Origin of the sequence: Pseudomonas taeanensis MS-3 (assembly GCF_000498575.2) — a bacterium.
In the GTDB taxonomy this organism is placed as follows: Bacteria; Pseudomonadota; Gammaproteobacteria; order Pseudomonadales; family Pseudomonadaceae; genus Aquipseudomonas; species Aquipseudomonas taeanensis.
Map to the genome: position 1 here is coordinate 736654 of NZ_AWSQ01000001.1, position 13383 is coordinate 750036.

General features: G+C 65.1%; 11 protein-coding genes. 5 read left to right on the forward strand and 6 right to left on the reverse strand.

Translation table 11 applies throughout. From position 1 onward, the window contains the following. Positions 1 to 61 precede the first annotated feature (61 nt). A complete protein-coding gene (gene pdxR, locus TMS3_RS03175) occupies positions 62 to 1528 on the forward strand; it encodes a MocR-like pyridoxine biosynthesis transcription factor PdxR (RefSeq protein ID WP_025163801.1) in 1467 nt (488 codons plus the stop codon). Between the two features lie 216 nt (positions 1529 to 1744). On the opposite strand, the gene TMS3_RS03180 is transcribed toward pdxR, so the two are convergent. Both TMS3_RS03180 and aspA read right to left on the reverse strand, forming a co-directional pair. Beyond that, the gene (locus TMS3_RS03180; protein ID WP_025163802.1) at positions 1745 to 3004 is read right to left on the reverse strand and encodes a dicarboxylate/amino acid:cation symporter; all 1260 of its coding nucleotides are present in this window, start codon (positions 3002 to 3004) and stop codon (positions 1745 to 1747) included. Positions 3005 to 3150: 146 nt separating this feature from the next. After that, positions 3151 to 4575, reverse strand: a complete 1425-nt coding sequence (gene aspA, locus TMS3_RS03185) for an aspartate ammonia-lyase (RefSeq protein WP_025163803.1) — start codon at positions 4573 to 4575, stop codon at positions 3151 to 3153. Positions 4576 to 4817: 242 nt separating this feature from the next. Between aspA and TMS3_RS03190 the strand changes: the two genes are divergently transcribed. After that, positions 4818 to 5723, forward strand: a complete 906-nt coding sequence (locus TMS3_RS03190) for a LysR substrate-binding domain-containing protein (protein ID WP_025163804.1) — start codon at positions 4818 to 4820, stop codon at positions 5721 to 5723. A gap of 101 nt (positions 5724 to 5824) precedes the next feature. On the opposite strand, the gene TMS3_RS03195 is transcribed toward TMS3_RS03190, so the two are convergent. Then, positions 5825 to 7057 carry a TauD/TfdA family dioxygenase gene (locus tag TMS3_RS03195; protein ID WP_025163805.1) on the reverse strand — a complete coding sequence of 411 codons (1233 nt, stop codon included), beginning with the start codon at positions 7055 to 7057 and terminating at the stop codon, positions 5825 to 5827. A gap of 211 nt (positions 7058 to 7268) precedes the next feature. Here TMS3_RS03195 and TMS3_RS03200 point away from each other — a divergent pair, with 211 nt between their 5' ends. Continuing rightward, positions 7269 to 8234 carry a LysR substrate-binding domain-containing protein gene (locus TMS3_RS03200; RefSeq protein WP_200929589.1) on the forward strand — a complete coding sequence of 322 codons (966 nt, stop codon included), beginning with the start codon at positions 7269 to 7271 and terminating at the stop codon, positions 8232 to 8234. Positions 8235 to 8305: 71 nt separating this feature from the next. Here TMS3_RS03200 and choX read toward each other — a convergent pair whose 3' ends face one another. The 3 genes from choX to TMS3_RS03215 form a co-directional block, all read right to left on the reverse strand. Further along, positions 8306 to 9250, reverse strand: coding sequence for a choline ABC transporter substrate-binding protein (choX, locus tag TMS3_RS03205; RefSeq protein ID WP_025163807.1), 945 nt, complete (start codon positions 9248 to 9250; stop codon positions 8306 to 8308). A gap of 342 nt (positions 9251 to 9592) precedes the next feature. Further along, positions 9593 to 9949 carry a Rieske (2Fe-2S) protein gene (locus TMS3_RS03210; RefSeq protein ID WP_025163808.1) on the reverse strand — a complete coding sequence of 119 codons (357 nt, stop codon included), beginning with the start codon at positions 9947 to 9949 and terminating at the stop codon, positions 9593 to 9595. Between the two features lie 16 nt (positions 9950 to 9965). After that, entirely contained in the window at positions 9966 to 11057 is a 1092-nt protein-coding gene (locus tag TMS3_RS03215) for an amidohydrolase family protein (RefSeq protein ID WP_029866081.1), read from the reverse strand. A 167-nt stretch (positions 11058 to 11224) separates the two neighbouring features. Between TMS3_RS03215 and TMS3_RS03220 the strand changes: the two genes are divergently transcribed. Together TMS3_RS03220 and TMS3_RS03225 are read left to right on the forward strand one after the other, a co-directional pair. After that, positions 11225 to 12073 carry a LysR family transcriptional regulator gene (locus tag TMS3_RS03220; protein ID WP_025163810.1) on the forward strand — a complete coding sequence of 283 codons (849 nt, stop codon included), beginning with the start codon at positions 11225 to 11227 and terminating at the stop codon, positions 12071 to 12073. A gap of 197 nt (positions 12074 to 12270) precedes the next feature. Beyond that, positions 12271 to 13347: a hybrid-cluster NAD(P)-dependent oxidoreductase gene (locus tag TMS3_RS03225; RefSeq protein WP_025163811.1), complete on the forward strand. Its 1077-nt coding sequence runs from the start codon at positions 12271 to 12273 to the stop codon at positions 13345 to 13347. Positions 13348 to 13383 lie beyond the last annotated feature (36 nt).

The window sequence follows — 13383 nt, forward strand, 5'->3', positions numbered from 1 at the left end:
CTAGGCAGGATATTGGTCTGTTGTAAGATCCATTTTCTGCGACTTTGATAGGGCCAATGCTATGAGCACCCCCGTACCGCTGCCGGTCGACCTGTCCGGTATCCGCCTGGACCCCGCCCGGGGTCTGGCGCGCCAGCTGTACCAGGCGTTGCGCGAGCGCATCCTCGACGGACGCCTGGCCAGCGGCACGCGACTGCCGGCGGGGCGCGACCTGGCCGAACTGCTGGGCATCTCGCGCAACACCGTGGGCCGCGCCTTCGACCAGTTGTATGCCGAGGGTTATGTGGCGGGCCGGGTCGGCGACGGCACCTATGTCGCCGAACTGGTCGCGGTGGTGCGCCCGCCGCCCGCGCCGCCCAGCGCCGCAGCACCCAGTCAGGTCCTGCAGAGACTGCAACAGCACCATCTTCCCGTTCCGCTGGAGGGGGCGCCACGGGCCTTTCGGGTCGGCGTGCCGGCCTTCGATCTGTTTCCCTTCGAGACCTGGGCGCGGCTCAGCGCGCGCTTCTGGCGCAAACCGTCGTCGGCGCGCCTGGGCTATGGCGACCCGGCCGGCGACGCGCAACTGCGCGAACTGATCGCTGCCTACCTGCGCAACAGTCGCGGCCTGCACTGCGACCCGGCACAGATTCTGGTCACCTGCGGCGCCCAGCAGGCCATCAGCCTGTGCGCCCAGCTGCTGGTCGAGCCGGGCGAGCGGGTGGCCATCGAGAACCCCGGTTACCGCGCCGCCGGCCATGCCTTCGCCGTGGCCGGCGCGCAGCTGGCAGGCATTCCGGTGGATGACGAAGGGCTGGATACCGCGGCGCTGGAGTCGGCGGGTGACTGCCGTCTGGTCTACGTCACGCCCTCACATCAGTACCCCACCGGGGTGACCCTGTCGCTGGCGCGGCGCCTGGAACTGTTGGACTGGGCCGAGCGCCACGACAGCTGGATAGTCGAGGACGATTACGACGGCGAGTACCGCTACAGCGGCACGCCCCTGGCGCCGCTGGCCGCCCTCGACCGCCAGGGCCGGGTGCTCTACGTCGGCACCTTCTGCAAGATCACCTTCCCGGCGCTGCGCCTGGGCTATCTGGTGCTGCCGGTTGGCCTGGCCGAGTCCTTCGCCCGCCGTCGCGCCCTGGACATGCGCCATTCGGAGATCGGCACCCAGGCGGTGATGGCCGAGTTCATAGCCGCCGGGCATTTCCAGCGGCATATCAGGCGCATGCGCGGCGCCGCGCGCAGTCGTCGCGATGCCTTGCTGGCCGGCTGGCCGACCGAGGTGCCCGGCTGCGCGGCGCTGCCGACGGTGGAGGCCGGCTTGCACCTGTGCGTGCGGGTGGACAGCCTGGCGCGCGAACGCGAGCTGATCGCCTTGGCGGCTGCAGTGGGGGTGGAGTTGAACGCACTCAGCGACTACTGGCTGGCGGACGGCACGCCGCCAGAGGATCGCCGCGCCGGGCTGGTGCTGGGCTTTGCCGCGGTGCCCGAGGCGCAGATCAGCGAAGCCCTGCAGGCGTTGCGCCGCGCCTGGCGGCTGTGAACGTGCTGGCTGTCACGGGGGCTGCACAAACGCAAAAGGGATGGCCGAAGCCATCCCTGTAGCAAAGCAGAGCCGAGGCAACCGGGCGTTGCCTCAGGTTTGCAGCGGCAGCAGATGCGGGGCTATCAGGATGTCGCCCAGTGTGGCGTCGTCCCGCTGTCGCCCAGTCGCTTCGCCGCAGGCAGTTGGCGCGGCCTCAACGGCATTGCCCGCCCTTCACTCTTTATCGCTGGAATTGTAGATATCCAGGTCCAGCTCGTTCTCGCTACGTCCGACCAGGGTGGTGGTCATCAGGTCGCCGGCGACGTTCACCGTGGTGCGCGCCATGTCGAGGATGCGGTCGATACCGGCGATCAGCGCCACGCCCTCGAGCGGCAGGCCGACCGAGCTGAGTACCAGGCCGAGCATAATCAGGCCTGCACCGGGCACGCCAGCGGTGCCGATCGAGGCCAGGGTGGCGGTGAGGATGATCATCAGGTACTGGCCGGCATTCAGGTCTATGCCGAAGGCCTGGGCGATGAACAGCGCCAACACGCCCTGGTAGATGGCGGTGCCGTCCATGTTGATGGTGGCGCCCACGGGCAGTACGAAACCGGCTACGCCCTCGGATACGCCGAGGTTCTTGCGCGCGCACTCGATGGAGACCGGCAGGGTGCCGGAACTGCTGGAGGTGCTGAACGCTACTACCAGGGCGTCGAGGATGCCCTGGAAAAAGCGCAGCGGGTTGAGCCGCGCCAGCAGGCTGAGCAGGCCGCCGTAGACCAGCAACACGTGGACGATGCTGGCCAGGTAAATGACCCCGATGACCTCGGCCAGTGGCAGCAGTACTTCGGCGCCGTGGCTGCCGACTACGCCGGCGATCAGGGCGAACACGCCGTAGGGTGCCAGGCGCATGACCAGGTCGGTGAGCTTGTAGAGGGTCTCGGCCAGGCTGTTGAACAGCTTGATCGCCGGCTCGGCCTTTTCACCGATCAGGTTCATGCTCACGCCCAGGCCGATGGCGAAGACGATGATTTGCAGCACATTGCCTTGGGCAAAGGCGTTTACCGGGTTGCTCGGCACCATGGCGACCAGGGTGTCGATCAGTGCCGGTGCCTGCGCCGCACTGGCGGCTTCTGCGGCCACCATGTTGAGGCCCTCGCCGGGGCTGAACAGGCCGCCGAACAGCAGGCCGATGCTTACCGCGAAGGCGGTGGTGACCATATAGATGGCGATGGTCTTGGCGCTGATGCGGCCGAGCTTGCTGGTGTCGCGCATGGAGGTGATGCCCGCCACCAGAGAGACGAAGACCAGCGGCACAATGAGCATCTTGATCGCGTTGAGGAACAGTTGGCCGAGCGGGGCCAGGCTCAAGGCGTCCTTGCCGAAGGTCATACCGACCAATACGCCGAGCACCAGGCCGGTGACAATTTGTTGCCACAGCGGCAGGCGTGCCCACAGGCGCAGGGGGGCGGTCAGGGAGGAGATTGCAGTCATCGGGTTACCCGTCTTGTTGTTGTCGTGGGAGCACAGGCTTATCTGCGCGCCCTCGTGAATAGGCAGTCAGGCCGGGCGCCAGGCCGGCGTCCGCAAATAAAAAAGCCCCGATGCCAGTGGGCGGCGTCGGGGCTTGGATCGAGCGCTTAGGCCTGCAGCGGCACCAGGCGCGGGGCGATCATGTTCTCCGGGCGGAGGATGTCGTCCAGTTCGGCGTCGTCCAGCAGCTTCTCTTCGCGCACCAGCTCCAGCACGCTGCGGCCGCTGTCCAGGGCCAGCTTGGCGATGCGCGTGGCGTTCTCGTAGCCGATGTAGGGGTTGAGCGCGGTGATCAGGCCGATGGAGTTCTCCATCAGCGCGCGGCAATGCGCTTCGTTGGCCGTGATACCGACCACGCAGTGCTCGCGCAGCATGTCCATGGCGCGCTGCAGCAGGCGGATCGAATCGAAGATCTTGTAGGCGATCAGCGGCTCCATGACGTTGAGCTGCAGCTGGCCGCCCTCGGCGGCGATGGTCAGCGCCAGGTCGTTGCCGATGATTTCGAACGCCACCTGGTTGACCGCCTCGGGGATCACCGGGTTGACCTTGCCGGGCATGATCGAGCTGCCCGGCTGACGCGCCGGCAGGTTGATCTCGTTGATCCCGGTGCGCGGGCCGCTGGACAGCAGGCGCAGGTCGTTGCAGATCTTCGACAACTTGACCGCGGTGCGCTTGAGCATGCCGGAGAACAGCACGAAGGCGCCCATGTCCGACGTCGCTTCGATCAGGTCGGCAGCCGGTACCAGCGGCTGGCCACTGATCGCTGCCAGGCGGTCGACTGCGAGCTGCTGGTAGCCCGGGTCGGCGTTGATCCCGGTGCCGATCGCGGTGCCGCCCAGGTTGACCTCGGTGAGCAGCTCTGGGGCCAGGCTGCGCAGGCGCGCCAGGTCTTCGCCGAGGGTGGTGGCGAACGCGCGGAATTCCTGGCCGAGGGTCATCGGCACGGCGTCCTGCAGCTGGGTGCGGCCCATCTTCAGCACGTGGGCGAATTCCTCGCCCTTGGCGGCGAAGGCACCGATCAGGCTGTCGAGGCTGGCCAGCAGGGTGTCGTGGCCGAGCAGCAGGCCGAGGCGGATGGCGGTCGGATAGGCGTCGTTGGTCGACTGCGCCATGTTCACGTCGTTGTTCGGGTGCAGGTACTGATACTCGCCCTTGGCGTGGCCCATGGCCTCCAGGGCGATGTTGGCGATCACTTCGTTGGCGTTCATGTTGGTCGAGGTGCCGGCGCCGCCCTGGATCATGTCGACCACGAACTCTTCATGGAAATCGCCACGGACGATGCGTGCGCAGGCTTCGCTGATTGCCGCGTGCTTGGCTGCGCTGAGGTGGCCCAGTTCGCGGTTGGCGTCGGCCGCCGCCTGCTTGACCATGGCCAGTGCCGTCACCAGTTTCGGGTAGTGCGCCAAGGGCACGCCGGACAGGCGGAAGTTGTGCACCGCGCGCAGGGTCTGGATGCCGTAGTAGGCCTCGGCGGGAACTTCGAGGGTACCGAGCAGGTCTTTTTCGACGCGAAATAATGCAGCAGCGGACATGATGGCTAGCTTCTCTTGGGGATGCGGTGAGTGCCGCGATGCCTTCTAGAATATGGGCTGTGCTCAAATGCCGGCCAATGCTGTTAAGCGCTGGGGTATGCATAATCGGCATAATGTCGGCGTGACGTCCTAAACTGATCGGACGTGTAGCCCGGATGAAATCCGGGGTGCCTAACCACTCTGCCCCGGATTGCATCCGGGCTACGGGCGATTATTCATTCCATCGGCATTACGGAAAGCAGATGAACCTGGAAACCAAATGGCTGGAGGACTTCGTCACCCTGGCCGCCACCCGCAGCTTTTCCCAGGCCGCCGAGAAGCGCTTCGTCACCCAGCCGGCCTTCAGTCGACGGATCAAGGCGCTGGAGCAGATGCTCGGCCTGACCCTGGTCAACCGCGCGCGCACCCCGGTGGAGTTGACCGAGTCGGGACAATTGTTTCTGGTCACCGCACGCAGCCTGGTCGAGCAGCTCGGCGAGGTGGTGCGCCATCTGCACAACCTCGAGGGCAAGCAGGGCGAAATGTTGCAGATCGCCGCCGCCCACTCGCTGACCCTGGGCTTCTTTCCCGAGTGGATCGCCCGTTTGCGTCGCGAAGGCCTGCCGCTGACCACCCGCCTGGTGGCGACCAACGTCGGTGAGGCGGTGCATTCGCTGCGTGAAGGCAGTTGCGACCTGATCCTCGCCTACTACGACCCGGACGCCGCGTTGCAGATGGACCCGGAGATTTTTCCCTCGCTGCACCTGGGCCTGACCTCGATGCTGCCGGTGTGCGCGGTGGACGAAGCGGGGCAACCCTTGTTCGATCTCGACAGCGGCCAGAGCGTGCCGTTGCTGGCCTATTCTGCGGGGGCCTTTCTCGGCCGCTCGGTGAATCTGTTGTTGCGCCAGCGCGCCCTGCGTTCCAGCACCGTGTACGAAACGGCGATGGCCGACAGCCTGAAAAGCATGGCCCTGCAAGGCATGGGCGTGGCCTGGGTGCCGCGCCTGAGCGTGACCGCCGAACTGGCCCGCGGCGAGTTGGCGGTGTGTGGCGGGGAACCCTGGCAGGTACCGCTGGAGATCCGCCTATACCGCTGCGCCCTGGTGCGCAAGGCGGCGGTGCGCCTGCTGTGGCGCAAGCTGGAAAGCGGCGAGGTGGGACGCTGAGACGGCTGCCGGCCTACGCCGGATAGCCTGGAAAAACAAAAATGCCCGTCTCTCACGAAACGGGCATTTCTATTTCTTCAGCCGGGTTGCCGGGCGTGCAATCAGCTTGTCACGCCAGCGGTCTGGCGGGCGGTGACCCTGAGGGCGGACTCGACCATGTCGTAGTCGACATAGCAGCCTTGCAGGTGGCGGCGACCGGTTTGCGGGTCGAAGCTCTTGCGGCCATGCATGACCCGGCGATTGTCGAAGGCGACCATCTCGCCAGCGGCCAGGCGCAGGTCGAGGCGGTAACGCGGCGAGCGCAGAATCTTCCAGAAGGCCAGGTAGGCGCGGTACCAGGGCATGATCTGCGCAGGCGGCAAACGCAGGCTGTCACGCAGCCAGTTGTTGAAGCGCACCTCGATGACCTGATCGTGTTCGTCGAGGTGAATCACCGTGGCGCGTGTCACCAGGTCGACCTCTTCGTCGGCGAAGCGGCAGTCGATGGCGGTTTCGGCCAGCAGGCGGAAGGCCTGCGGGTCCTGCTCGCGCAGGGCCTCGGCCACGGCGACGCCGTCGGCGAAGATCGACTCGCCGCCCTGGGCATCGTTGGCCAGGCAGTAGAGCATCTGGATATCCGGCGGATTCTTCCAGTTGGTCAGGTCGGTATGCAGCTCAAGGCCCAGCGCGGTGTAGGCAGCATTATTCGGCTTGGGCTTGCTGAAGACCTCGAAGCGGCCGCCGAAGTTGCTGGCGCGGATCGGGCCGATGGTGGCCGCGACCTGATCGATTTCGCCACCTTCGCTGGGACCGTTTTGCAGGATCGCGAAACCGTCACGGCACAGCGCATGCAGCCAGTCCAGGCGTGCGTTGCCACCGGCCATGTAGTCGACGAAGTCGCTGCGATGAGGGATGAAGTGTTCCGCCCAGGCCTGGTTCGCCGGCACGATGCTCGGCTGCCAGGCCTGCTGCTGCGGGCGCAGGCGATACAGCCAACCGGCGTCGAAGCGGCTGGCATGGCCGTCGCTCCAGATGAGCGCCAGATGCCCGCCCTCGACACTGATGGCCGGGGCCATCTCCAGGCAGTTGGGGTCGAGGTCGATGATGAACTGGGTGCGCTCGTAGGTCTGCGGGTGCCGGCAGGCGTCGCAAGCGCAGTGATCGCGCAGCCACAGCAGCGGATATGCGGCACTTTCGCGGGTATCCAGCAGCTGCCAGGCGACGTGGATGCAGTCGTCTGCGCAGTGGGCGGCGACGATCGGCGGTGAGTTGGTGTAGGCGCCGTATTCTTTCATGTCGACTGAGCTGCTCAGGCTATCGGCGGCGGCAGCTGGGGGTGTGAGGCAGTCAGTCATCGGGTATCTCCGCTAAAGCGCAGCGCGCGTAAAAGTAGCTCGGTTGGCCGTGAAGTGGGGTGTTCGGCGCATGTCCGGTGCAAGCAAGGGTGAGGCTTGGCAGAGGGGCTGACAAACGATCAATTCATGCTCTGAGACCAAGCCAGGCTAATGCCTGCCTTAGTCATGTGCGCTATTCTCGGCGCATTGCCCCTCTTCAGTGAGCCACCCCATGAGCGATTCCGAGCGACCTGCTTCAGCCACTACCAGCGGGCCAATGGCCGATCATCTGGATCTGTCCGGGCTGACCCACGACCTGCCGCCCTTGCTTTGGCTGGAGGCATTCGAGGTGGCCGCGCGCACCCTGAGTTTCACCGCCGCCGGCCGCGAGCTGAACATTACCCAGTCGGCGGTCAGCCAGCGCATCCGTTTGCTGGAGGATCGCCTCGGTCAGGCGCTATTCGTCCGCCATCCGCGCAGCCTGAGTCTGACCCTGGCCGGCCAGGCCTGGTTGCCATCGATCCAGACCGCCTTCTTGCGCATGCGTGACAGCACGGCCGAGGTGTTCGGTCTGTCGCGCGATGCGCCGGTCACCTTGCGCTCAACGCCGCTGGCGCAACAGGCCTGGCTGGCGCCGCGGTTGGTGGCTTTTCACAAGGCTCATCCCGAGGTGGCCCTGCACCTGGCCAGCGGCTTCTGGAGCAATGACTTCGGCAGCGAGGGGGCGGACATGGAGATCCGTTACGGTCGCGGCGATTGGGACGAGCAGGAATGCATTGCCCTGGGCGAAGGCGAAGAACAGATGGTGGCCCTGGCGGCGCCGGAGCTGGCGGCGCGTCTGCAACGTCCCGAGGACCTGGCCGGCGAGACACTGTTGCACTCAGTCGGCTTCGCCGTCGGCTGGCGCGCCTGGTTGCAGGCGGCTGGCGTGGCCGAGTTGGAGCGGCAAACCCGGCGGATCAGCTGCGACACCCAGGTGATGGCCCTCGAACTGGCGCGCCAGGGCATGGGCATCGCCCTGGCCCACCGCAACCTGTTCATGCGTTGGCAGCGCGAAGTGCGCCACGGCCTGGTGCCGGTGTTCGACCTGTGCGTGACCACGCCGGAGCGTTTCTGGCTGGTACGTCCGTTGCGCCGTCAGTTGCGCGAACCGGCGCAGAAGCTGTGGGACTGGCTGGTGAGCCATCGCCAGGATTGAGCCGCGGCTGTTTAGCGGGTGCAGTGCTGAGACAGCGCGCCGGGCACCCGGCCCGGCGCGCTGCCTGCGGGTCAGAGCTTCAGGTGTTTGATCACCGCGGCCTTGCCATCCTGGCCGTCGAAGGTGGTCACGCCCTCCAGCCAGGTGTCCAGCCATTGCGGATTCTTCGCGATCCATTGCTTGGCGGCCTGTACCGCCGGCTCCTTGTCCATGATCCTTTCCATCATGTGCGACTCCATCGGGATGTCGAACTTCATGTTGCTCGCCAGCTTGGCGGCGTTCGGGCAGCGCGTCTGGTAGTCGTTGGCCATCACCGTGTGCACCTTGGCCGCGCCACCGTCCGGGCCCCACAGGTCGTCGGCCCCGCTGAGGTAGGTCATGTCGAACTGCAGGTTCATCGGGTGTGGCGCCCAGCCGAGGAAGACGATCGGTTCCTGCTTGCGGATGGCCCGCGCGACTTGCAGGCGCATGGCCGTCTCACTGGACTCCACCAGCTTGAAGTCGCCCAGGTCGTAGCGGTTCTCCTCGATCATGGTCTTGATCAACTGGTTGCCGCCGGCCCCGGACTCGATGCCGTAGATCTTGCCCTTGAGCTGATCCTTGTAGCGGGCAATGTCACTCATGTCCTTGAGTCCGTCGCTGGCCAGGTAGCTCGGCACCGCCAGGGTGAACTTGGCCCCGGTCAGGTTGGGTTCCGCCATCAGGGCTACGCTGTTGTTCGCCGCCGCAGGCTGGAACAATGGGTCGGAGGCCGGCGACCAATAGTCGAGGAAGAAGTCGATATCTTTCTTCTGCAGGGAAATCAGAATGATCGGCAGGCTCAGGGTCGTGACCTTTGCCTTGTAGCCCAGCCCCTCGGCTACTGCCATGGTCAGGCCGTTGATGGCGCCATTGTCCACCCAGCCGACGTCGGCCATGCGCAGGGTCTGGCATGACGGCGCGTCCTGGGCCCAGGACGGGCTGGCGCCGAGTGTCAGGGCAAGAGCCACCAAAGCAGTACGATTCGTTCTATTCATTATTTCGTCTCGTCAGGTTCAGGTTGTGGCAGAGGTGTCGAGGGGCGCTCCCGGCGCGGCTGCCGCATAGCCGCTGGCGTCAGCGGACTTGCAGTCTTCGGGCCTTTCCGTTCAGGTGCCTGGCCGGCATTGCGACCCGACCGTCCATGAGGGAGCATTCGGTCGGAGTCGGGTGCAGAGCAAGACTGCGGCCAGGCCGGGTGGCTGACAAACGATCTATTAGGCCGCTAAGGCCAAGCTCAGCTAATGCCTGGCTTTTCCATCGGCCGTAGATCACACCGCACCGTCCCTGTGCGGCCCCAGGCATGAGCGCTGTCCGCGGTCTGCTCCGCCCGACCGGGCTCAAAGGTGCACGTAGAGATCCTCGCCCTCGACGCTGACCGCATAGGTCTTGGCCTTGATGCTGCGGTCGACGATGAACTCGCCGGTCTTGATCTCGAATTCCCAGCCATGCCAGGCGCAGCGCACCAGATCATCCTGCTGGCCGTAGATGAAATCGTAGTGCGGCGTTTCCTGCGTGGTGCCGCACTGCGGCCCCTCGCAGAGCGCCGCGCCACGGTGCGGGCAGACATTGAGCATGGCGTGGTATTCGCCGCCGACGTTGAAGATGCCGACCGGCAGGTTGCCGAGCTTGACGATCTTCTGCTGGCCGGTGGCGACTTCATGGGTCTTGCAGGCCAGAACTTTCTTCGCATCCATGGGCTTCTCCTCTCTATCAGGCGGTCTTGGCCAGGGTCTTGGGCTGGGGCAGGCGTGAGTACACCTTCAGGGCGTTGCCGCCGAGGATGCTGTCGCGCCACTGCGGCGGGATGTGCAGGGATTCGACGCTGTCGTAGTCCCAGTGCGGGTAGTCGGAGGCGAACAACAGGGTGTTCTCGCCGTCCATCGCCTCGAGAATCGCCCACAGGTGCTCGACCTTGGTGCCCGGCTGCTCCAGCGGCTGGGTGGTGAAGCGGATGTTGCGCTTGAAGTACTCGCTGGGCAGCATCTTCAGCCACGGCGTCTCCTTGCGCAGCGCCTTGTAGTTGGCATCCAGGCGCCAGAGCAAGCTCGGCACCCAGGCCACGCCGCATTCGATGACCACGAAGTACAGGTCCGGCCACTTCTCGAATACGCCCTGGGCAATCATGCTGGCCACGTGGGTCATGGCCGACTGCGGCAGCAGTGCATGGGTTTCCCAGAAGAAGGTGGTCGGCCCCGCGCCGATCGGGTTGCTGTTGACCCCGCCCTGGCCGCCCAGGTGGATGGCGAACGGCAAGCCCATCTCCGCACAGGCTTCGTAGATGGGGTGGTAGAAGGGGTCGCCGTAGGGGCGCTGGGCGCCATGGGAGGCCAGCACCTGAACGATGTCCGGATGGCCGCCGAGGCGACGGATTTCCGCTGCGGCGCCATGCGGGTCGGTCGGGCTGATTACCAGTGAGCCCTTGAAGCGGCTGTCCTTGGGCAGCCAGTAATCGACCATCCAGTCGTTATAGGCGCGCACCAGCGCCGCTGCGTAATAGGGGTTGGCCAGGGTCGAGGCCTCCAGGGCCTCGTCACCGGTGAGGATGGCATAGTCGATGTTGTAACGATCGAGATGCTTCTCCTTCATGAGGCTGTAGTGCTCTTCCTGGGTCGCCGGATTGATGTCGGCGCGCTTGAAGCCTTCCGGATGCAGCCAGGGACGATGGCCGTGGGGGAAGGCACCGACCGGGCCGGGCTGTTCACCGCGAATGAAGAAATCCTTGAAGATCCCGTCCATGTAGGGGAGCAACACCTCCGCCGACATCCAGTAGTTGTGGCAATCGCAGTCGATGATCGTGGTCATCTTTCAGGCTCCTGTGGTTATTCGCGGTGGCAGGTCAACGCTGACCCCGGCCACCACGACTGGGTGATGGCTGCCATCCTAAGAGTCCGATTTAAATTTTTATAATGAATTAAGAATGCCGTATAAATGCAAAATAACGATTGATTGACCTGCCTGGGATACCGCGGATGAAGATCGAATTTCTGGACACCTTTGCCGACCTGGTGGAGACGCGAAACTTCAACCGCACCGCCGAGCGCCTGTGCGTCACCCAGTCCACGGTGAGCATGCGCATCCGCAGCCTGGAGGAGGCCGTAGGTGCCCAGTTGTTCATCCGCGGGCGCTCGGGCGCCGAACTGACCGCCGAGGGCCGGCGCTTCGAGAGCTACGCGACCAACCTGCGCCTGTGCTGGAACCAGGCCCGCCAGGACATCAGCATGCCGCGCGACTACCAGGGCCGGCTGCGCATCGCCACCCAGGTGAGCCTGTGGCAGCGCCTGATCAGCAAGTGGGTGTTCTGGCTGCGCCAGGAGTTTCCCAAGACGGCCATCCATGTGGAGGCCGACTACTCGAAGACCATGATCGACGAACTGAGCTTCGGCAATCTGGACATCGCGGTGATCTACACCCCGCAATACCGCCCGGAACTGGAGATCCAGCACCTGTTCAACGAGCGCTTCGTGATGGTTTCGTCACAACCGCAGTCGCTCGCCGAGGTCAGCGTGGAAAGCTACGTGCTGGTGGCCATCTCTCCGCATTTCGTGGCCCGACACGGCGAATTGCTGCCGCAGTTGCAGCTGGCACCGGTCTCGATGGGCCTGGGGGTGATGAGCGTCGAGTATCTTCGCGGGCGCGGTGGTGTGGCCTACCTGCCGGCCGACCTGGCGCAGTCCTATATCGAGCAGGGCGAATTTTTCCCGGTGGCCGACGCGCCGCAGATTGAGCAGCCAGTGTTCGTCTCCTTCCTCAGCAAGAACCGCCATCGCCCGCAGATCAGCAAGGCGATCAAGGCCCTGCGCCTGATTGCCCTCGACTGAGGCCGCGCCCTTCGCCCCTGGCGCCGGCCAGCGGACTGAGCGGACCCCGCCGTTCCGTTCGGCGGACACGCTGTGGGCAAGTTGATCGTAAATAGCGATTAATATCGCTAAAACAAAGAATCATGGTGATTGATAGGCTCTTCACAGCCAACTGCCGGCAATCCGCCCCCGGCAGACGAAGAAGAGGCCTGTCCCCGATGAAGAGCCTATCGATCGACCCCGTCCAGCTAGCCGCGCTGCCGTTCTGGCCTGCCAGCGAGCTGGAGGTGCGCTGTATCCAGATCACCCAGGAAACCCACGACGTCGCTTCGTTCTGTTTCGCCGCGACCCAGCCGCTGCTGTTCACCTTCAAACCGGGCCAGTACGTCAGCCTCAAGGTGGAGATCGACGGGCGCCAGGAAGTGCGCTGCTACTCCATTTCCACGCCGCCCTCGCGGCCCTACAACTTCTCCATCACGGTGAAGAAGGTACCCGGCGGCCTGGTTTCCAATTGGTTGCACGAGCACTTCCATGAAGGCGACTGCCTCAAGGTGCAAGGCCCCCAAGGCGGCTTCAACATCATCGACCAACCCTGCGACAAGGCCCTGCTGCTCTCTGGCGGCAGCGGCATCACCCCGCTGATGTCGATGACCCGCTGGCTCTACGACACCGCCGCCGAGGTCGACCTGCACTTCGTGCACAGCGCACGCACCCCGGACGACATCATCTACCACCAGGAACTCCAGGCGATCGATGCGCGTGCGCCGAACTTCCGCCTGTCGCTGGTCTGCGAGGGCAGCCTGAGCGGGGCGACCTGGTCGGGCTACCGCGGTTTCCTCGACGCCGCCATGTTGCAGCAGATGGTTCCCGATCTGTTCGAGCGCACCATCTATGTGTGTGGCCCGGAAATCTATATGCGTGCGGTGCGCGGCATTCTGCAGGGCCTGGACTTCCCGATGCAGCGCTACTTCGAGGAGAGCTTCGGCGGCGCCCCAGCGGCTGCCCCGGCTCCAGTCGACGCAGGCGAATCCGCCACGCACCGGGTGAGTTTCAGCCGCGCCGGCAAGAGTGTCAGTGGTGTCGCCGAAGAGACCATCCTCGACATCGCCGGCAAGCACGGCCTGTGGATTCCCTCGGCCTGCCGTATGGGCTTTTGCGGCGCCTGCAAGCTGCGCCGGGTCAGCGGCGAGGTACGCATGAACCACAGTGGCGGCATCAGCGACACCGAGATCAACGATGGCTACGTCCTGGCTTGCTGCAGCTATGCGCAAGGCGACGTCGAGTTCGACTACTGAGAACAATCGGGCGTCGCCAGCGCCCGGCCATGTGCG

Coding starts and splice junctions, on each gene's coding strand:
- TMS3_RS03210 (WP_025163808.1), bottom strand. CDS start 9,949: ATGGATGCGAAGAAAGTTCTGGCCTGCAAGACCCATGAAGTCGCCACC.
- TMS3_RS03195 (WP_025163805.1), bottom strand. CDS start 7,057: ATGACTGACTGCCTCACACCCCCAGCTGCCGCCGCCGATAGCCTGAGC.
- TMS3_RS03200 (WP_200929589.1), top strand. CDS start 7,269: ATGAGCGATTCCGAGCGACCTGCTTCAGCCACTACCAGCGGGCCAATG.
- TMS3_RS03225 (WP_025163811.1), top strand. CDS start 12,271: ATGAAGAGCCTATCGATCGACCCCGTCCAGCTAGCCGCGCTGCCGTTC.
- TMS3_RS03180 (WP_025163802.1), bottom strand. CDS start 3,004: ATGACTGCAATCTCCTCCCTGACCGCCCCCCTGCGCCTGTGGGCACGC.
- TMS3_RS03220 (WP_025163810.1), top strand. CDS start 11,225: ATGAAGATCGAATTTCTGGACACCTTTGCCGACCTGGTGGAGACGCGA.
- choX (WP_025163807.1), bottom strand. CDS start 9,250: ATGAATAGAACGAATCGTACTGCTTTGGTGGCTCTTGCCCTGACACTC.
- TMS3_RS03190 (WP_025163804.1), top strand. CDS start 4,818: ATGAACCTGGAAACCAAATGGCTGGAGGACTTCGTCACCCTGGCCGCC.
- aspA (WP_025163803.1), bottom strand. CDS start 4,575: ATGTCCGCTGCTGCATTATTTCGCGTCGAAAAAGACCTGCTCGGTACC.
- pdxR (WP_025163801.1), top strand. CDS start 62: ATGAGCACCCCCGTACCGCTGCCGGTCGACCTGTCCGGTATCCGCCTG.
- TMS3_RS03215 (WP_029866081.1), bottom strand. CDS start 11,057: ATGACCACGATCATCGACTGCGATTGCCACAACTACTGGATGTCGGCG.